This window comes from Azospirillum sp. OGB3 (assembly GCF_014192915.1).
Lineage (GTDB): Bacteria > Pseudomonadota > Alphaproteobacteria > Azospirillales > Azospirillaceae > Azospirillum.
Genome location: NZ_JACHYN010000010.1, coordinates 182251 through 199614, shown reverse-complemented (window position 1 = coordinate 199614; position 17364 = coordinate 182251). Strand labels below are relative to the sequence as shown.

Below are 17364 nucleotides of genomic sequence, written 5' to 3'. Positions count from 1 at the left end.
ATATCAAAATTGCCTCAAGCATCGTTCGAATGGATTAACTCGTATGCGGGACACATACCATGACCTCTATTCTTGCCAAGGGCGCCGCCGCCGCGGTCGCCCTGTTCCTGTTTCATGGTGCCGCCCTGGCCGGGCAGCAGGATTTCACCATTGCGAACGAGACGGGCTACGCGCTGAAGCACATCTATGTCAGCGAGTCCGCCAACGAGAAGTGGGACGAAGACATCCTCGGCCGTGACGTCCTCGACGACGGCGAAGAGTTCGAACTGAGCTTCGACAAGGCCGAGAAGACCTGCAAGTGGGACATGAAGGTCATCTACGACGACGGCGAGTCGGCGGTCTGGCAGAACCTGAACCTCTGCAAGATTTCCAAGCTGACCCTGCGCTGGAACAAGAACACCGGCGTGACCTCGGCGTCGGTCGAGTGACCGCGCGCCGTCCCCGCCCCGGCGTTCGCACCGGCGCGGGGACGGCCCGGCTTCCCCAATCCCAGCCGCGGTCATGCGAAGTTGTCCGTGCTGCGGTTCATCAGGTGGATGAAGACGTCCTCCAGCGTCGGTTCCGTCCGCCGCACCGACAGGCCCGAGTCGCCCGCCCAGGGGCGCAGCGCCGCCTCCAGCGCCGCACCATCGCCGCCGCTGACATGCAGCCGGGCGCCGAAGGCGGCGACCATCTCGACCCCCGGACGGTCGCGCAACGCCGCAGCGACGTGCCCGAGATCCGGCCCGCCCGCCTCGTGCGCGCCGACCTCGTAGGTCACCAGCCCCGAGTTGGCGATCACCTCCTCAACGCTGCCCTGCGTCATCAGCCGGCCGTAGGCGAGGTAGGCGATGGCGTGGCAGCGCTCCGCCTCATCCATGTAATGGGTGCTGACCAGCACGGTCAGACCCTCGGCGGCCAACCGGTGGATCTCGTCCCAGAACTCCCGCCGCGCCTTGGGATCGACGCCGGCGGTCGGCTCGTCGAGGAGCAGCAGCTTCGGCTCGTGCAGGATGCAGGCGGCCAGCGCCAGACGCTGCTTCCAGCCGCCGGACAACTCGCCCGCCAGCTGTGCCCGCCGGTTGCCCAGCCCCAGCCGCTCCAGCGCCCCGGCGACCTTGGCCCGCCGGTCCGGCAGACCGTACATGCGGGCGACGAAATCCAGATTCTCGGCGATGCTCAGATCTTCCCAGAAGCTGAACTTCTGGGTCATGTAGCCGACCTGCCGCTTGATGGCGGCGCTCTCGCGGCGGATGTCGAGCCCCAGGCAGGTCCCTTCCCCCGCGTCCGGGGTCAGCAGCCCGCAGAGCATGCGGATGGTCGTCGTCTTGCCCGACCCGTTCGGCCCCAGGAAGCCGTAGATCTGACCGCGCGCCACCCGGATGGAGAAGCCGTCCACCACCGTCTTGGCGCCGAAGCGCTTGACCAGTCCGCGCACGTCGATGGCGGGCTCCCCGGTCATCGCGGCAGTTCCACGTCCACCGGCAGGCCGGGGTTGAGCGCCGCCCCGTCCTCCAGCCGCGCCTCGACGCGGAAGACCAGCTTCTCGCGGCTGCCGACGCTGTAGATCACCGGCGGGGTGTATTCCACCCGCGGCGCCACGTAGGTCACGCGCGCCGTCAGGCCGGGCGGGCAGCCGTCGCAGCGCACCGTCACTTGGTCACCCGGACGGACGCGGGCCATCAGCGGTTCCGGAACGAAGAAAACCAGCTTCCGCTTGGTCGGCGGCAGCAGCGAGACCACCGGGGCGCCCGCCGGCACCCATTCGCCGGGGTTGAACAGCGTGTCCTCGACCAGCGCCGCCTCGGGCGCCGACGGGGCCAGTTCGGCGAGGCGCTTGTCCGCCTGGGCCAGCGCCGCCGCGGCCTGGGCCACGGCGTCCTCGGCGGCGCGGATCTGCTCGGGACGGGCCGGCAGGTTGGAGACGGCCAGTTGCGCGGTCAGCTCCTCCAGCCGCGCGCGATCGCCATCGCGGCTGGCGCGGGCGGCGTCCAGCCGGTCGTTGGAGCTGACCTTGCGCGCCACCAGCGTCTGCTGCCGCGCAAGCTCCGCTTCGGAATAGCGCAGCGCCGCCTCGGCCTGCGCGCGCTGGGCGGCGACCACCGCCAATTCGTCGGGGCGCCGGCCGGTCCGCAGGTCGGCCAGCTGCGCCCTCGCCTGCGCCAGACCGGCGGCCAGCCGGTCGCGCTCCGCCCGCGCGCTGGTCCGGTCGAGCGCGAAGAGGGGCGCGCCCGCCTCCACCCGCCCACCGCGCGTCACCGCCAGCGTGTCGAGCGTCCCGGCCACCGGGGCGGCGATGCGCAGATACTCCCCCTCGGCGTAGCCATGGGCCAGCGGCACGGCGTCCCCGCCGCCCAGACCGAGGACGGCCAGGGCCGCCGCCAGCGTTTCGGCGATCCAGCTCATGACGGCGGCCCTCCCTCCGGGGCGAGCGTCCGGCGCAGCGCGTCGAGATGGGCGGCCAGCAGAGCCGCAACGTCCGGCGGGCGGCCCTCCAGCGCTTCGAAGGAGGAGCGCCACAGCGCGCTCATCAGCATCGGCGCGACGATCAGCCGGACGGTCGAATCGACATCCACCGGGCGGAACTCCCCGCGCGCCATGCCGCGCTCCAGAACCGCCGCCAGCAGGGCGAAAGCGCGGCGGATCACCTCGTCGTAATAGAAGCGGGCGAGATCGGGGAAATTGCCGGCCTCGGCGATGATCAGCTTGGGGATGGCGCCGGCGCGGGATTTCAGGATGCGCGTCGCGAAGAGGGTCAGCAGCGTTTCCAGAACGGCGAAGCTCGGCCCCTGCGCCCCGGCCAGCAGGCGCTCGGCCATGTCGAGGTTGGGCAAGATGGCCTCGCGGACCACCGCCTTGAACAGCTCCTCCTTGTTCGGGAAGTAGAGATAGAGCGTGCCCTTGCTGACCCCGGCCTGCGCCGCGACGTCCTCCAGCCGGGCCGCCGCGAAGCCGCGCTCGCCGAAGACGGTCAGGGCCGCGTCGACGATCTCCCGGGGGCGCGCCTCCTTCCGGCGGCGCCAGCGCGGAGCGGCGGGATCATCCCCCGGCATGCCGTCCTCCAGGGTGGAGAAAATATTACTGACCAGTCAGTTATTAGCTGTTTTGCGGTAGAAATTCCAGTTTTCTCAAGGGTTGCGCCCTTCTGCCGCAGCCATAAGTCATTGTGCGACGCAGCAACTGATATGCAAAAGGGCTTGCCTTTCGACCGAGAGTTTCCGAAACTTTCGACAGTCCGCAGCGCGAACGGCTTGTCACGGAAGCACGCGCCACGGGCGCACCGGTGGTCAAAGGCGCCGATCCGCAACGAGCGCACACCCCACCCCGGGAGGAACGGTTCAAGGCGCCGTGCCGGGATCGCATCGACGAGCGCGCTGGTGCGCGGCGTCCGGAGTCCCGGTTGAGCAGGGGGTGTCGATCATGCCGGGTGCAATGCGCCAGTCCACGTCGAACCTGGAGCTGCTGACCATCTATGAGGTCAGCAAGATCCTCGGTTCCTCCCTCGACCTCCAGCAGACCCTGCGCGAGGTGCTTCGCGCGCTGGCCTACCAGCTCCAGATGCACCGCGGGCGGGTCTATCTGGTCGGCGAGGACAATGTGCTGCGCCTCGTGGCCGCCAACGGCCTGTCGAACGAGGCCGCGGCGCAGATCGAATTCCGCGACGGGGAAGGCATCACCGGCCGCATCCTGAAGACCGGCATGCCCGCCGTCGTCCCCAACCTGGCGGAGGAACCGCTGTTCCTCAACCGCACCGGCGGGCGCGAGGATTTGGACGAGCAGGTGGCCTCGCTGGTCGGCGTGCCGATCAAGGCGGCGGGGGTGGTCGTCGGCGTGCTGACCATCGACCGCATCTCCGACGAAGGGCCGCAGGGCCATTTCGGCAGCGACGTGCGCTTCCTGACCATGGTCGCCAACCTGATCGGCCAGACCGTGCGGCTGCACCGCACGGTGGCCGAGGAGCGCCGCTTCATGATGCGGGAGACTTTCCGCATGCAGAAGGAGCTTCGGCCGGTCGCCGCCCCGATCAACGACGTGGTCTGCACCAGCCCCAACATGCTGGAGGTGATGGCCCAGGTCCACCGGGTGGCGCCCTTCAAGTCCACCGTGCTGATCCGCGGCGAGAGCGGCACCGGCAAGGAGCTGATCGCGCGGGCCATCCACAACATGTCGCCGCGCAAGGACGCCCCCTTCATCCGCGTGAACTGCGCCGCGCTGCCGGAATCGCTCCTGGAATCGGAGCTGTTCGGCCATGAGAAAGGCGCCTTCACCGGCGCGCAGAAGGACCACAAGGGCCGGTTCGAGCTGGCGTCGGGCGGCACCCTGTTCCTCGACGAGATCGGCGACATCTCGCCCAACTTCCAGGCCAAGCTGCTGCGCGTCCTGCAGGAGCAGGAGTTCGAGCGGGTCGGCGGATCGAAGACCATCAAGACCGACGTCCGCCTGATCTGCGCCACCAACCTGAACCTGGAGGAGGCGGTCGGCCACGGCAAGTTCCGCGCCGACCTGTATTTCCGCATCAACGTGGTGACCATCCACCTGCCGCCGCTGCGCGAGCGCCGCCAGGACATCGGCCCGCTGGCCCGCCATTTCGTGGCGAAGTTCGCCAAGGACAACGGCATGGCTCTCGTCATGGAGGACGAGGCGCTGGAGGTGCTGAACCGCTGCACTTGGCCCGGCAACGTGCGCGAGCTGGAGAACTGCATCGAGCGCGCGGCCACCCAGTCGCGCGACGGCATCATCCGCACCGAGTCCCTGTCCTGCAGCCTCAACCTCTGCAACTCCTCGGTGCTCTTCCAGTACCGCACGCTGGGCGCCTCGGTCGGCGGCCTGGCCCCGTCCATGGGGCCGGGCTCCATCAACCGCGCTCCTCCCGGACGCCCCGGCGTTCCGGCGCCAGCCAACGCACCGAAGTCTCCGGCCATGCCGACCCCGGTGCCGGAGCCCGTCGGTGCCGGTGGTGGCGCGTGGCCGGCCTGCGCGTCGGGCTGTTCCGCCGGCCCGTCGCCGGTCTGCGGCGCCGCTCAGCCGGTGGTTCCGGTTCCCCTGATCCCGCTGCCCCTGCCCGAGTCGAGCGCGCCCGCCGCCGTGGCTTCCGCGCCCGCATCGACTGCCAATGCCGCTCCGCCACCCACCGCCGAGGTGCCGCTGGACGAACCGGAGTCGGGGTCGCTGCGCGACCGATTGCTCTGGGCGATGGAGCGCACCGGCTGGGTGCAGGCGAAGGCCGCCCGCCTGCTCGGCATGACGACCCGTCAGGTGAGCTACGCCCTGCGCAAGTACAACATCGAGATCAAGCGCTTCTGAGGGATGGGGCACCATCAGCCCCTTTCTCCCTGACGGCATGAGGGGCATGCGGCTGCACAACCGGGACAGGTGCCCGGGTGTGTGTTAACCTCCCGGCACTCTCCCCGGTTGCCGCTGATTCATGGAAAAGCCCCTCGCGCTCCTCTTCGTGGACATTGCCGACAGCACTCTGCTCTACGAACTGGCGGGTGACCGCAAGGCGGCGGCGCTGACCCAGCGGGTGCTGGAGGGCCTGCGCCGGATCGTCGGAGAGAACGGCGGCACGGTGGTGAAAAGCCTGGGCGACGGGCTGCTGGCCTGCTTCCCCATGAGCGACGGCGCCGCCCGATCCGCGCTCGCCATGATGGAACGGCAAGGGGAGTTCGGTCTGCGCCTGCGCGCCGGATTGCATTTCGGCCCGGTGATCGCCGGCCCCGGCGACCTCTATGGCGACGCCTGCAACGTCGCCGCCCGGCTGGAAGCCATCGCCCGCCCCGGCGAGATCCTGGCGACCGACGATCTGGTCGACCGCCTTTCCCCACCGCTGCGGAAGCGGGCCCGCCTTCTGAACAGCGTTTCGGTGAAGGGAAAGGCGGCCCCGGTGCGCGTCCACCAGATCCGCGACGGCGACGCCACACCGGAGGCCGAGGACAACGCCACCGTCGGCCTGCCCCTGTCCGAACCCGGCGGGCGTGGCCTGCCCTCCCTGCGCCTGTCCAGGCGCGGCGCCGACGCAACGCTGACCCCGCTGCTGCCGCGCGTCACGGTGGGGCGCGACGAGAGCTGCGGCCTGCGCATCCCGTCGCGCCGCACCTCGCGCCAGCACGCGGTGATCGATTTCAGCCGCGGCGGCTTCCTGCTGACCGACCATTCAACCAACGGCACCTTCATCCGCACGGGCGACTCCCCCTCCCTGCTGCTGCGCCGCGATTCGACGAAGCTGACCGGCCGCGGCCTGATCGGCTTCGGGGGAGAACCGCTGCGCCCGGACGAGGACCATGTCCTCACCTTCCAGGTCGGGAGCGCGTGACGACGCGCCCCGTGTCGCAAACAGTTGCATGTGGCCGTCTTAACCCTCTCCCCCTGGGGAGAGGCGACTTCAAAGGCACCTCATGACACCATGTCGGGTCCCCGACAGGCGGCGTGTTTGTCGGCCATTGTTTGGCTTTGTCCGCCTTTGTCGGATTGCCGACATGCCCGACAGGCCCGACACAGCCGCCCAACCCTCTGAAATTCCACAATTCTACCGGTTGGCCCCGAACTTGCTTTTAACGACCTGACCAAGGGCGCCGACGGCGCGGCTGGGAAGGGAGTGGACGATGGCCAACGTTATTTCGCTCGACAGCATCCTGGGCGTGGGTGAGCTGAAAGCCGCCGCCGAGGCGCCGCCCGCCGCCGCCTCCGGCTGCGCGTCCTCCTCCTGCGGGTCGTCGGACGGCCCCGCCGACATGGCCCCGGAGGTGTGGGAGAAGGTGAAGAACCACCCCTGCTACTCCGAGGAGGCGCATCACTATTTCGCCCGCATGCACGTCGCGGTGGCGCCGGCCTGCAACATCCAGTGCAACTACTGCAACCGCAAATACGACTGCTCGAACGAGAGCCGGCCGGGCGTGGTCTCCGAGAAGCTGACCCCCGATCAGGCGCTCCGCAAGATCATGGCGGTGGCGAAGGAGATCCCGCAGCTTTCGGTCATCGGCATCGCCGGCCCCGGCGACAGTCTGGCGGCGGGCGGGCGGAACACCTTCAAGACCTTCGAGATGCTGGCGAAGAAGGCGCCGGACCTCAAGCTGTGCCTGTCCACCAACGGTCTGGCCCTGCCCGACCATGTGGACACCATCGCGAACTACAACATCGACCACGTCACGATCACCATCAACATGGTCGATCCCGAGGTCGGGCAGCACATCTACCCCTGGATCTTCCACGACCACAAGCGCTGGACCGGGCTGGACGCCGCCAAGATCCTGCACGAGCGGCAGATGCTCGGGCTGGAGATGCTGACCTCGCGCGGCATCCTGGTGAAGGTGAACTCCGTCATGATCCCGGGGATCAACGACGAGCACCTGATGGACGTGAACAAGGCCGTGAAGTCGCGCGGCGCCTTCCTGCACAACATCATGCCGCTGATCTCCGACCCGGCGCACGGCACGCATTTCGGCCTGACCGGCCAGCGCGGCCCGACCGCGCAGGAGCTGAAGGTTCTGCAGGACCAGTGCGAGGGTGGGGCCAAGCTGATGCGCCACTGCCGCCAGTGCCGCGCCGACGCGGTCGGCCTGCTCGGCGAGGATAGAGGGTCCGAATTCACCATCGACCGCATCGACGCGATGGGCGAGGTGGAGTACGACCAGGAGGCCGCCCGCACCTACCGCGAGCATGTCGAGGGCGAGCGCGCCGGGCGCCACGCCGCCAAGGCCGCAGCGCAGGCCGACGTCGCCGGGACGGTCGGCACCGACGTGCAGCCGATCCTGATCGCCGTCGCCACCAAGGGCGGCGAGCGCATCAACGAGCATTTCGGCCACGCCAAGGAATTCCAGATCTACGAGGTCGGTCCGAAGGGCGCCAAGTTCGTCGGCCACCGTCGCGTCGACCAATATTGCGAAGGCGGCTCGGGCGACGAGGACGCGCTCGGCGGCGTGCTGTCGGCGATCAACGACTGCACCGCGGTCTTCGTCGCCAAGATCGGTGGATGCCCGTCGCAGAACCTCAAGGACGCAGGCATCGAGCCGGTTGACCGCTTCGCCTTCGAATACATCGAGGAGTCGGCATTGACCTACTTCAAGGACTACGCCGAGCGCCTCGGCCAAGGTGCGATCAACGCCCGCGAGGGGCAGGACGCGGTGATCCGCACCGGCGCCTTCACCGCCCTGCGCGCCTGACACCCAAGAGACCGACCAAAACCCACGGATTTACCCGGCGGCCCACCGCAACAGCCGCCCCACCTGCAAGGAGAGTGTCATGGCTTACAAGATCAAGGCTTCCGACTGCACCGCCTGCGGCGCCTGCGAGGCCGAGTGCCCGAACAACGCCATCAGCTTCAAGAAGGGCGCCTACGCCATCAACGCGGACCTGTGCACCGAGTGCAAGGGCCAGTTCTCCAGCCCGCAATGCGCCTCGGTCTGCCCGGCCGACTGCTGCGTCCCGGCCTGATCGCCCGAAACCCCTCTCCCGTCCCATCACGGGAGAGGGTGTCCATGGAGCGCACCGCCATGCTGGACGAGGTGGATGAAGGCTGGCTCAACCGCCGTTACTACGGCGGCGACCTGCCGCCCGAGGCGGAGCGGTTCCTGCATCTCGCCGCCGCCAGCCACGCCGACGCCGAGACGGCGCAGCGCCACCTCGCCCGCGCCGCCGAACTGGCGCCGGGGCACCAGCTGGTCGATCTCGGCCATTACAAGTTCCACTTCTACAAGGCGAACCTGGACACCGCCCTGCACTACGGCGAGCGGATGCTCGGCCACGCCATGGCGGCCATCGGCCTGAATCACACCGACTGGCGCATGGTCGGCAACGATCACGCCGACTTCGCGGGTCTGGAGCCGGCCCCACGCCTGTTCCTGTTCGCCCTGACCGCGGTCGGCTACCTGCATCTGCGCCTGGGCCGTCTGGCCGAAGGGCGCGAGGCCCTGAACAAGGTCCGGGACCTGGACCCGAAGGACCGCTTCGGAACCACCCGCCTGCTCGCCGCCGCAGACCGACATGAAGCTGGCCGTCATGAAGCCGGCCAAGACGAAGCCGGCCCGGAGGACGACGCATGAGCGACGACATCGACAAGGCGCTGGACTGGCTGGGCAACCCCGTCGATTGCGACGGCTGCGTCCACCGCGACCGTCTGGGCGAGGGGCGCTGCGAACCGCTGCGCGCCTGCGTGCAGGACCGCTACGCCAAGCGCATCCAGCGCTTCTTCCAATGGAACGACGATCTGGCGGGCGAGCATCTCGACCATCCCTATTTCGAGGTCCGCGCCAACGCCGCCCGCTTCGCGCCGATCTTCATCGTGCCGCGGCTGATGGACGATCCCGACGAGACGGTGCGCGCCGCCGTCGCCCGCCGCCTGCCCCGCCGCCTGCTGCTGAAGATGCGCGGCGACCCCGACCGCGAGGTGCGCATCGCCGTCGCCTCCCGGCTGGAGGACGCCGACCTCTCGCCGCTGATGCGCGACCCCGATTACTCCGTCCGCCTGCGCGTCGCCCGCCGCGTGCCCGAAGGCATGCTTCCGGCGATGATGCACGACGAGGACCCGGAAATCCGGCTGGAGGTCGCCAACCGCATCGGGCTGGACTGGCTGATGAGCATGGCCTGGGACGACAGCGCCCGCGTGCGCATGGTCGTCGCCCGCCGCCTGCCGCCGGAAAAGCTGGCCGCGCTGATCCAGGATACCGACTGGTGCGTGCGCTTCGTCGTGGCCAGCCGCCTGCCGCCCGAAGACCTCGCCCCGCTGACCGAGGACCCGGTGGACGACGTCCGCACCGTGGCGCAGAAGCGCCGCGCCGGACTGCCCGCCACCGGCGACCTGATCCCCGACTGACCGTCCCCCGACTGACCGGAGCAAGGAGCACCGAATGCGCGAGCGCGCCCGCGATCCGAACGAACCGATCGAACTGGAAGACCGCCCCGCCTTCGAGGAGGGCCAGAAGGTCCGCGCCCTTCGCGACGTGCGCAACGACGGCACCTATCCCGGACGCTCGATGGGCGATTTCCTGATCCGCACCGGGGACATCGGCTACGTCAAGTCGATCGGCACCTACCTGCAGATGTATTACATATACGGCGTCGATTTTTACGAGAAGCGCATCATCGTCGGCATGCGCGCCAAGGAACTCGAACTGGTCGACGCCCGCTGCAACGACCCGCAATGACCGTCTTGCCCAAGGAGCACGCGATGAGCGACGCCGTCACCGAAGCGAAGAAGCCCGGCTTCATCCCGCCCCGCGAACCGCTCTACGACTGGGGTCTGGCGGTCACCGCCGCGGTGGACCTCCACAACGACGGCAGCCACCCCAATGCCGAGGACGGCGCCCTGCTGGCTCCCAAGGGCACGCCCGGCACCATCGTGCGCATCGGCCACGCCGAGGGCACGCAGATCCCCGTCTATCTGGTGGAGTTCCCGGCCGGCGTCGTCGTCGGCTGCCTGGAGGAGGAGATCACGCCCGCCGACGGCCGCCGCCGCGGCGTCCCCGGCGTGATGGACTGACCGCCCCCTCCGTGCCACGGCCAGCGATGGACCCATGATCTATCTCGACAACAACGCGACGACGCCGCTGGCGCCCGAGGTGCGGGAGGCGATGCTGCCGCACCTGTCCGGGGAGTTCGGCAACCCCTCCAGCCCGCACGCCGCCGGCATGGCCGCCAAGCGGGCGGTGGGCGAGGCGCGCGCCCAGGTGGCGGCGCTGGTCGGCGCGAAGGCGGCGGACATCCTCTTCACCGCCAGCGCGACGGAGGCCAACCACACGGCCCTGCTCGGCACGCTGCGCGCCGTCGCCGCGGAGCATCCGGAGCGCCGCCACCTCGTCACCACGGCGATCGAGCATCCCTCGACGCTCATGCTGGCGGAGGATCTGGAGCGGCAAGGCTGGCGGGTCACCGTCCTGCCGGTGGACGGCACCGGCACCATCGCGCTCGCCGACCTGCGCGACGCGGTGACGCCCGACACGGCTCTGGTCTCCGTCCTATGGGCGAACAACGAGACCGGGGCGATCCAGCCGGTCGGCGCCGCCGCCGACATCGCCCAGGCGCGCGGCGCCCTGTTCCACACCGACGCGGTGCAAGCCGCCGGGCGGCTGCCCATCCGGGTGGACACGGTGAACGCCGACTTGCTGACCCTGTCCGCCCACAAGATGCACGGGCCGAAGGGCATCGGCGCCCTCTTCATCCGCAAGGGCGTGCCCTTCGCCCCGCTGATCCACGGTCATCAGGAGCGCCACCGCCGCGGCGGGACGGAGAATGTGCCGGCCATCGTCGGCTTCGGCGCCGCCGCCGACCGCGCCGCCGCCACGGTGGCGGAGGCCGGCGCCATGGCGATCCTGCGCGACCGGCTGGAGCGCGGCGTGCTCGCCGCCTGGCCGGGCAGCCGGGTCAACGGCGAGGGGGCGGCCCGCCTGTCCAACACCAGCAACATCCGCTTCGCCGACCCGCAGGGCCGCCCGCTGGACGCGGAGGAACTGCTGATGCGGCTCGACCGCGCCGGCATCGCCGTCTCCATGGGGGCGGCCTGCGCGTCCGGCGGCAACGAACCGAGCCACGTCCTGACCGCCATGGGCCTGACCCCGGCGGAGGCGGCGGCCAGCCTGCGCTTCTCCCTCAGCCGCTGCACCACGGCGGAGGAGGTGGAATCGGTCCTCAACGAGTTTCCCGCGCTCTACGCGCGGATCGCGGCCTGACACCCGCGAGTGCCCAAAACGAACGACGACTGGAGAGTGACATGAAGGTGATGGTGCGCAAGGCCGGTGAGCAATACACGATCTACGTCGCCAAGAAGGACCTGGAGGAGCCCATCACCGAGATGGAGAAGCCGGGCCTGTGGGGCGGCTGGGTCAAGGTGGCCAACGGCTGGACGCTCGACCTGCCGGAGATGCCGGCGGACACCCGCCTGCCCATCACCGTCGAAGCCAAGAAGCGCGGCGCGGAGTGACCGCCATGGCCCTGTCCCCGGAACGGATCGACGCCATCGTCACCCTGGCCGGCGGCCTCTTCGCCGACGGCACCCGGCTCGATGCCGTGGTCCGCGTCGTTCGCGAGGCGAACCCGGACCTGTCCAACGTCACCGGGGCGCACGCCGCGGTGATGGCGGAGGACGCCTTCCGGGAGGAGCCCGGCTTCAACCTCTACCTCGTGGACGGCACCAACCACTGCTGGCTCATCACCAACAAGCCGGAGACGGCGACCGGCGTGGTGATCGCGCAACAGGACGAGGACGACTGAACAAGGATCGCGGAATGACAATGCCCCCGGACAACTCAGCCGAAGACGACGCGGAGCTTGGCGATTACATCCCGCTGATCGACCCGGACATTTCGGAAGCGGAGGTGGCGGTCATCGGCCGCATCCTCACCTCCGGCAGCCTCGGCGACGGGCGGATGACGGAAGGGTTCGAGCAGGCCTTCGCCGCCTGGCTCGGCCGCGCCCACGCGGTCGCGGTGTCCAGCGGCACCATCGCCACGCTGATGGTGCTCAAGGCCTACGGCATCGGGCCGGGGGACGAGGTTCTCTGCTCTCCCTTCGGCTGGCATCAGGTGCAGCACGCCATCGCGCTGGCCGGCGCGGAGCCGGTCTTCGTCGACATCGACTACTGGCAGCACACCATCAACCCGGCGAAGGCCGAGGCGAAGATCACGCCGCGGACCAAGGCCATCCTCGCCGGCAACGTCAACGGCCACCCCGCCCACTGGGACGAGCTGCGCACGCTCGCGTCGGACAAGGGCCTGATCCTGATCGAGGATTCGACCGAGGCGATCGGCTCGTCCTACAAGGGGAAGCTGGTCGGCAGCTTCGGGGACTGCGCCATCTTCGACTTTTCCGAACCCGGCGTGCTGGTGACCGGCGAAGGCGGGATGATCGTCACCGACGACCGCAACCTCGCCCACCAGTTCCGCTACCTGCGCCGGCGCGAGATGGAGCACCGCAACACGGTGGTCATCACCCGGACCATTCCCTTCCAGGCGGGCATGAGCAACCTGACCGCCGCGCTGGGCCTCGTCCAGTTGAAGCGCCTGCCGGAAATCCTGGCGAAGCGCCGCGAAGTGGTCGGCTTCTACGAGGCGGCCATGGCCAGCTTCGAGGGCATCAAGCCGCCCTACAAGGGGCCGGGCGCCGACGACGTGCACCCGATGGTCTACGCCGTCCATCTCGGCACCCGCTTCACCGCCTCGGGGCGCAAGGCGGTGCTGGAGGACTTAGCGACCCACGACGTCGAGGCGTCGGACTACGGGCAGGCGCTCTACACCCAGCAATACTACCAGGAGCGCGGCGCCAGCCGGGCCGACTGTCCGGTCTGCCAGAAGACGGTCGACCGCGTTCTGGCCCTGCCGCTGCACCACAAGGTCACCGCCGACGAGGTGCAGTTCATCGTGGACACGCTGAAGGACGCCACCGTCAACACGGGGGCGGGCGCGGCGATCTATTTGTGAAACGCGTCCCTTTCCCGGCGCCATTCCCCTCCCCCGCCCAGCGGGAGAGGGTCAGGGAGGGGGCAAACGCCAGCCGAACGGGGTTAGCATGACCGACACCGCCGTCATCGACAGCATGGACACCAGCACGGGCACCGACACCATCATCGCGGACATCGCCGCGGCGCTGAAGGCGCGGGGCGTGGTGCCCTATCTCGGGCCGGGCGCCTTCGCGCTGCTGCCGGAGGCCGACTGCCCGATCCCGCGCACCTCGCTGGAACTGGCGCAGCGGCTGAACGCCAAGGTCGCCGCGCCGGGCCGCATCCGCAGCCAGTTGACCGCGGTCGCCCAGTTCATCGAATCGCGCCGCCACCGCAAGACGCTGGACGGCATCCTGAACGAGATCTTCAAGCGCGAGGTTCCGGCCACGCCGGTTCACGCGTGGCTGGCCACCCTGCCCGCCCCGCCGATGATCGTCGATGTCTGGTACGACAACACGCTGGAAAGCCTGCTGACCGCCGACGCCGGCCGGAGCTGGGGCCAGATCCAGGGCCTGTCCCACCCACAGGGCGTCGGCGAATGGGTGAAATACTACGCTCCCGGCGGAGCGGAGGTCGAGGCCGCCGCGGCGTCCGGCTGGGAGACCCTGCTCTACAAGCCGTCGGGCAGCGCCACCCCGGCGGGCAACTACCTGATTTCCGACAGCGACTTTGTCGAGATCCTGACGGAGATCGACATCCAGACGCCGATTCCCGCCGTCGTGCAGGACCGCCGGGCGGGCCGGAGCTTCCTGTACCTCGGCTGCCGCTTCGACCAGGAAATCCAGCGCACCTTCGCCCGCCAGATCGCCAAGCGCTCGTCGGACAAGCACTGGGCAGTGATCGAGGGCGAGCTGTCGAAGAACGAGGCGCGCTTCCTGGAGCTGCAGAACATCACCCGCCTCGACCTTCCCCTGGACGAGGCGATCCGGCGGATCGGCGAGGCGATGGCGGCGTAAGAAAAATCCCTCTCCCTGGGCGGGAGAGGGACCATCTGAACCTTTACGCCGCGACCGGGGTCGCCAGGGCGTCGATCTCCTGCTGGGCGGCGGCCAGCGCCTTGGCGCGGGCGTCCGGACCCATGCCGACGCCCTCGGCGCGGATCACCGTCACGTCGGTGACGCCCAGGAAGCCCAGAACCGTGCGCAGGAAGGCCTCCTGGTGGTCCAGCGCGCTCATCGCGGCGTTGGTCGAGTAGACGCCGCCGCGCGTCGAGGCGATGTAGACCTTCTTGCCGCCGGCCAGACCGACCGGGCCGGTCTCGGTGTAGCGGAAGGTGCGGCCCGCCTGGGCGATGCGGTCGATCCAGGCCTTGAGCTGGGTCGGGACCGTGAAGTTGTACATCGGGGCGCCGATCACCACGACGTCGGCGGCCAGGAACTCGTCGACCAGCGCGTCGGTCAGGGCCAGCTCCTCCTGCTGGCGGGCGGTCAGGCCCTCCAGGTTGCGGAACTTCACGACCTGCATCAGCTCGCCGGTCAGGTGGTCCGGCGGGGCGACGGTCAGGTCGCGGTGCGAGACCTCGGCGTCCGGCGTCGCCTGGCGCAGCGCCGCGACGATGGAGCCGGTGAGCTGGCGCGAAACGGAGGCGTCGCCCAGCGGGCTGGAATCGATGCGAAGGATCTTCATGGTCACGTCTTCCTGTCCGGGAAGCGGGGCGCCGGTCCGGCACCGTCACCGCTTCGGTTTGTCTCGGAGGTGACCATAAGCCCGCTTACGCCAATCGATTGAGCCCCGATTTTGCCAATCTTCGTTGCACGGATCAGAACAATCCCCGGTCAACGCACCCGATTGCCGCCCTTGAACACGACCATCTCGCCGCTCTTCATGACGGTCCAATTCTCGTCGCGGGTCAGGGGACGGGTGGCGACGACCGTCACCACGTCGTTGGGCGTCGTCTCCTTGGCGAAGTCGACGCTCATGTCCTCGTCGATCAGCGTCGCCGGGCCGAAGGGGGCCTTGCGGGTGAGCCAGGCGAGGTTGGTCGCGCAGTGGCACCACAGGTACCGCCCGTCGCTGAGCAGCATGTTGAAGACACCCAGCGTGCCGAGGTCGGTGGCGAGGTCGCGGATCAGCCGCATCAGGGCGCCGCTGCTCTTGGGCGGCTCCGGATACTGCATGCGGATCTGGTCGAGCAGCCAGCAGAAGGCGTGCTCGCTGTCCGTCGTCCCGACCGGCTCGTAGAAGGTCAGCGTCCGGTCCTTGATGCCCTTGAGCTGGCCGTTGTGGGCGAAGGTCCAGACACGGCCCCACAGCTCCCGTGTGAAGGGGTGGGTGTTCTCCAGCGACACCCGGCCGCGGTTGGCGCGGCGGATGTGGGAGATCACCACGCAGGACTTGATGGAATAGCTGCTGACCAGCCGCGCGATCTCCGACTCGCAGCTCGGTGCCGGGTCGTGGAAGGCGCGGCAGCCCTTTCCCTCGTAGAAGGCGATTCCCCAGCCGTCGCGGTGCGGACCGGTCTGCCCGCCGCGGCGCATCAGGCCGCGAAAGCTGAAGCAGATGTCCGTGGGCACGTTGGCGCTCATGCCCAGGAGTTCGCACATGGATCGGCCCCCATCGCAGGATTGTCGGGTATCCGACAGGTCGGGGGCAAACCTACGACAGTCGGGGTTGTCCCGTCACCCCTTTGCGGGCGGTGGGCAGGGCGGCATCCCGGCGCGGGCGCAACCTTCCAGCTTGCCCCCCGGCGCCCCGGCGGCCAGCCCGATCCAGGCGTCCACCCGCTCCGCCTCGAAGCCGCAGTCGCGACGGTCGCCCACCTGCATCAGCGGGCGGCGGATCAGCAGCGGCGTCTTGAGCATCAGCGCCAGGGCGGCGGCCTCGTCCAGCGCGTCCGGGTTCACCTCCCCGTTCTTCACCGCGGGGGCGGCGCGGTTGAACCACTCGGCCACCGGGCGGTCGCCGAAGAAGGGGCGCAGGCGGTCCGCCGTCCAGGGCTCGGACAGCAGGTCGCGGGCGTGGACGGTGTGCCCGGCCTCCGCCAGCAGCGCCTTCTGGCGGTTGTTGCCGGCGCAGCCGGGCTTTTCGAAGAAGATCACGTCGGCCATGGTCGCGGTCACCCCTGCTTGAGCGCCGGGGAGCGGGCGAGCAGCCCGTCCACCTGGGCGCAGATTTCGTTGTAGACGTCGCGGTCGAGCTTGCGCAGCCAGCGCGGCGGGATGGTCTCCACGCCGTAGGTCGCCCCGGCCAGCATGCCGGCGATGGCGCCGGTGGTGTCGGCGTCGCCGCCCTGGTTGACGGTCTCGACGACGCAGGATTCCACGGAATCGGTCTGGAAATAATAATGCATGACCGTCTGCATCGTATCGACGATGTAGGCGGTGGCGAGGCCCCGGTAGGGCTGGAACTTGAATTGCCGGTGCTTCGCGATGAGCTTGTTCGATTCGTCGCGCACGTCACGCACGTCGCCGCCCAGCACCAGACGGCGGACCATGTGGCCGAGCGTCAACGTCGCCGCGTCGGACATCGCGTTGCAGTGGGTGATGTGCGCCTGCTCCACCGTCCAGCGCTCGAAGGCCGCGTCGTCGCCCAGCGTCGCCAGGGCGACCGGCAGGTTGCGCATCGCCGCCCCGTTGCCGGCGTGATACTCGCTCTCCGGCTCCGACAGGGTGCCGTGCATGATGAAGCGGCGGATGCCGCGCCGTGTCGTGTCCCCGACATCGACGGGAACGCCCTTCAGCCAGACGGCGAACTCCTCCGCGGCGCGGCGGGCGTCCCACTCCGGAGCGGCCAGGATGGCGCGGCCGAGATGGATCGACATCTCGGTGTCGTCGGTCACCTGCCCGGCCGGCAGCTTCAGCCAGCCGCCGCCCTTGATGTGCTTGTGCACGCCGTATTGGTGGGCGATCTCGCCCTTTGTCAGAAACTCGACGGTGGCGCCCAGCGCGTCGCCGCAGGCCAGCCCGAGATAGGCGCCCAGCGCGCGCGAGCGTATGGAATGGTCAGTCATGGGCCGGATC

At 69.3% G+C, this 17364-nt stretch carries 21 protein-coding genes; 14 read left to right on the top strand and 7 right to left on the bottom strand.

Annotated elements, in window-relative coordinates; all coding sequences use genetic code 11:
- The first annotated feature begins 59 nt into the window (after positions 1-59).
- On the top strand, positions 60-428 hold the full coding sequence (locus FHW79_RS20125; protein WP_183180582.1) for a hypothetical protein: 369 nt from the start codon (positions 60-62) through the stop codon (positions 426-428).
- Positions 429-499: 71 nt separating this feature from the next.
- Here FHW79_RS20125 and FHW79_RS20120 read toward each other — a convergent pair whose 3' ends face one another.
- Genes FHW79_RS20120 through FHW79_RS20110 form a run of 3 tightly spaced genes read right to left on the bottom strand, consistent with a single transcriptional unit; the run spans position 500 to position 3032 of the window.
- Positions 500-1441: an ABC transporter ATP-binding protein gene (locus tag FHW79_RS20120; RefSeq protein WP_183180581.1), complete on the bottom strand. Its 942-nt coding sequence runs from the start codon at positions 1439-1441 to the stop codon at positions 500-502.
- Positions 1438-2385 (bottom strand): HlyD family efflux transporter periplasmic adaptor subunit, encoded by a 948-nt coding sequence (locus tag FHW79_RS20115; RefSeq protein ID WP_183180580.1) that lies wholly within the window; start codon positions 2383-2385, stop codon positions 1438-1440. The genes FHW79_RS20120 and FHW79_RS20115 overlap by 4 nt, the downstream gene beginning before the upstream one ends.
- The gene (locus tag FHW79_RS20110) at positions 2382-3032 is read right to left on the bottom strand and encodes a TetR/AcrR family transcriptional regulator (RefSeq protein ID WP_183180579.1); all 651 of its coding nucleotides are present in this window, start codon (positions 3030-3032) and stop codon (positions 2382-2384) included. Before FHW79_RS20110 ends, FHW79_RS20115 begins: the two co-directional genes overlap by 4 nt.
- A gap of 367 nt (positions 3033-3399) precedes the next feature.
- Between FHW79_RS20110 and nifA the strand changes: the two genes are divergently transcribed.
- From nifA to FHW79_RS20045, 13 genes are all read left to right on the top strand, one after another.
- A complete protein-coding gene (gene nifA / locus FHW79_RS20105) occupies positions 3400-5283 on the top strand; it encodes a nif-specific transcriptional activator NifA (RefSeq protein WP_183180578.1) in 1884 nt (627 codons plus the stop codon).
- 121 nt (positions 5284-5404) lie between these two features.
- Positions 5405-6292, top strand: coding sequence for an adenylate/guanylate cyclase domain-containing protein (locus FHW79_RS20100; RefSeq protein WP_183180577.1), 888 nt, complete (start codon positions 5405-5407; stop codon positions 6290-6292).
- Positions 6293-6581: 289 nt separating this feature from the next.
- Positions 6582-8138 (top strand): nitrogenase cofactor biosynthesis protein NifB, encoded by a 1557-nt coding sequence (gene nifB / locus FHW79_RS20095; protein ID WP_183180576.1) that lies wholly within the window; start codon positions 6582-6584, stop codon positions 8136-8138.
- A gap of 79 nt (positions 8139-8217) precedes the next feature.
- Positions 8218-8409, top strand: coding sequence for a 4Fe-4S binding protein (locus FHW79_RS20090; RefSeq protein ID WP_014239802.1), 192 nt, complete (start codon positions 8218-8220; stop codon positions 8407-8409).
- Between the two features lie 44 nt (positions 8410-8453).
- A complete protein-coding gene (locus tag FHW79_RS20085; protein WP_183180575.1) occupies positions 8454-9017 on the top strand; it encodes a hypothetical protein in 564 nt (187 codons plus the stop codon).
- Positions 9014-9787: a 4Fe4S-binding leucine-rich repeat protein gene (locus tag FHW79_RS20080; RefSeq protein WP_183180574.1), complete on the top strand. Its 774-nt coding sequence runs from the start codon at positions 9014-9016 to the stop codon at positions 9785-9787. Before FHW79_RS20085 ends, FHW79_RS20080 begins: the two co-directional genes overlap by 4 nt.
- 34 nt (positions 9788-9821) lie before the next feature.
- Positions 9822-10118 (top strand): nitrogen fixation protein NifZ, encoded by a 297-nt coding sequence (locus FHW79_RS20075; protein ID WP_183180573.1) that lies wholly within the window; start codon positions 9822-9824, stop codon positions 10116-10118.
- A 23-nt stretch (positions 10119-10141) separates the two neighbouring features.
- A complete protein-coding gene (locus FHW79_RS20070) occupies positions 10142-10453 on the top strand; it encodes a nitrogen fixation protein NifZ (RefSeq protein ID WP_051657911.1) in 312 nt (103 codons plus the stop codon).
- Positions 10454-10487: 34 nt separating this feature from the next.
- Positions 10488-11639 (top strand): aminotransferase class V-fold PLP-dependent enzyme, encoded by a 1152-nt coding sequence (locus tag FHW79_RS20065; RefSeq protein WP_183180572.1) that lies wholly within the window; start codon positions 10488-10490, stop codon positions 11637-11639.
- Between the two features lie 41 nt (positions 11640-11680).
- Positions 11681-11890 carry a putative nitrogen fixation protein NifT gene (gene nifT, locus FHW79_RS20060; protein WP_035672252.1) on the top strand — a complete coding sequence of 70 codons (210 nt, stop codon included), beginning with the start codon at positions 11681-11683 and terminating at the stop codon, positions 11888-11890.
- Between the two features lie 5 nt (positions 11891-11895).
- Positions 11896-12180 carry a hypothetical protein gene (locus FHW79_RS20055; protein ID WP_183180571.1) on the top strand — a complete coding sequence of 95 codons (285 nt, stop codon included), beginning with the start codon at positions 11896-11898 and terminating at the stop codon, positions 12178-12180.
- Positions 12181-12194: 14 nt separating this feature from the next.
- Positions 12195-13385, top strand: coding sequence for a DegT/DnrJ/EryC1/StrS family aminotransferase (locus FHW79_RS20050; RefSeq protein WP_183180570.1), 1191 nt, complete (start codon positions 12195-12197; stop codon positions 13383-13385).
- 88 nt (positions 13386-13473) lie between these two features.
- Entirely contained in the window at positions 13474-14361 is an 888-nt protein-coding gene (locus FHW79_RS20045) for an SIR2 family protein (protein ID WP_183180569.1), read from the top strand.
- 43 nt (positions 14362-14404) lie between these two features.
- On the opposite strand, the gene FHW79_RS20040 is transcribed toward FHW79_RS20045, so the two are convergent.
- The 4 genes from FHW79_RS20040 to draG form a co-directional block, all read right to left on the bottom strand.
- Positions 14405-15031: an FMN-dependent NADH-azoreductase gene (locus FHW79_RS20040; protein ID WP_183180568.1), complete on the bottom strand. Its 627-nt coding sequence runs from the start codon at positions 15029-15031 to the stop codon at positions 14405-14407.
- Positions 15032-15180: 149 nt separating this feature from the next.
- The gene (locus FHW79_RS20035) at positions 15181-15948 is read right to left on the bottom strand and encodes a class II glutamine amidotransferase (RefSeq protein ID WP_183180567.1); all 768 of its coding nucleotides are present in this window, start codon (positions 15946-15948) and stop codon (positions 15181-15183) included.
- 75 nt (positions 15949-16023) lie between these two features.
- A complete protein-coding gene (locus FHW79_RS20030; RefSeq protein WP_183180566.1) occupies positions 16024-16452 on the bottom strand; it encodes an ArsC/Spx/MgsR family protein in 429 nt (142 codons plus the stop codon).
- Between the two features lie 8 nt (positions 16453-16460).
- Positions 16461-17354, bottom strand: coding sequence for an ADP-ribosyl-[dinitrogen reductase] hydrolase (gene draG, locus FHW79_RS20025; protein ID WP_183180565.1), 894 nt, complete (start codon positions 17352-17354; stop codon positions 16461-16463).
- Between the last annotated feature and the right edge of the window lie 10 nt (positions 17355-17364).

Bases quoted from the DNA above. Each gene is read 5' to 3' on its own strand.
- FHW79_RS20115 (WP_183180580.1), bottom strand. From the start codon at position 2,385: ATGAGCTGGATCGCCGAAACGCTGGCGGCGGCCCTGGCCGTCCTCGGT.
- draG (WP_183180565.1), bottom strand. From the start codon at position 17,354: ATGACTGACCATTCCATACGCTCGCGCGCGCTGGGCGCCTATCTCGGG.
- FHW79_RS20120 (WP_183180581.1), bottom strand. From the start codon at position 1,441: ATGACCGGGGAGCCCGCCATCGACGTGCGCGGACTGGTCAAGCGCTTC.
- FHW79_RS20055 (WP_183180571.1), top strand. From the start codon at position 11,896: ATGGCCCTGTCCCCGGAACGGATCGACGCCATCGTCACCCTGGCCGGC.
- FHW79_RS20100 (WP_183180577.1), top strand. From the start codon at position 5,405: ATGGAAAAGCCCCTCGCGCTCCTCTTCGTGGACATTGCCGACAGCACT.
- FHW79_RS20035 (WP_183180567.1), bottom strand. From the start codon at position 15,948: ATGTGCGAACTCCTGGGCATGAGCGCCAACGTGCCCACGGACATCTGC.
- FHW79_RS20050 (WP_183180570.1), top strand. From the start codon at position 12,195: ATGACAATGCCCCCGGACAACTCAGCCGAAGACGACGCGGAGCTTGGC.
- FHW79_RS20110 (WP_183180579.1), bottom strand. From the start codon at position 3,032: ATGCCGGGGGATGATCCCGCCGCTCCGCGCTGGCGCCGCCGGAAGGAG.
- FHW79_RS20080 (WP_183180574.1), top strand. From the start codon at position 9,014: ATGAGCGACGACATCGACAAGGCGCTGGACTGGCTGGGCAACCCCGTC.
- FHW79_RS20045 (WP_183180569.1), top strand. From the start codon at position 13,474: ATGACCGACACCGCCGTCATCGACAGCATGGACACCAGCACGGGCACC.
- nifA (WP_183180578.1), top strand. From the start codon at position 3,400: ATGCCGGGTGCAATGCGCCAGTCCACGTCGAACCTGGAGCTGCTGACC.
- FHW79_RS20070 (WP_051657911.1), top strand. From the start codon at position 10,142: ATGAGCGACGCCGTCACCGAAGCGAAGAAGCCCGGCTTCATCCCGCCC.
- FHW79_RS20065 (WP_183180572.1), top strand. From the start codon at position 10,488: ATGATCTATCTCGACAACAACGCGACGACGCCGCTGGCGCCCGAGGTG.
- FHW79_RS20040 (WP_183180568.1), bottom strand. From the start codon at position 15,031: ATGAAGATCCTTCGCATCGATTCCAGCCCGCTGGGCGACGCCTCCGTT.
- FHW79_RS20030 (WP_183180566.1), bottom strand. From the start codon at position 16,452: ATGGCCGACGTGATCTTCTTCGAAAAGCCCGGCTGCGCCGGCAACAAC.
- nifT (WP_035672252.1), top strand. From the start codon at position 11,681: ATGAAGGTGATGGTGCGCAAGGCCGGTGAGCAATACACGATCTACGTC.
- nifB (WP_183180576.1), top strand. From the start codon at position 6,582: ATGGCCAACGTTATTTCGCTCGACAGCATCCTGGGCGTGGGTGAGCTG.
- FHW79_RS20085 (WP_183180575.1), top strand. From the start codon at position 8,454: ATGGAGCGCACCGCCATGCTGGACGAGGTGGATGAAGGCTGGCTCAAC.
- FHW79_RS20090 (WP_014239802.1), top strand. From the start codon at position 8,218: ATGGCTTACAAGATCAAGGCTTCCGACTGCACCGCCTGCGGCGCCTGC.
- FHW79_RS20075 (WP_183180573.1), top strand. From the start codon at position 9,822: ATGCGCGAGCGCGCCCGCGATCCGAACGAACCGATCGAACTGGAAGAC.
- FHW79_RS20125 (WP_183180582.1), top strand. From the start codon at position 60: ATGACCTCTATTCTTGCCAAGGGCGCCGCCGCCGCGGTCGCCCTGTTC.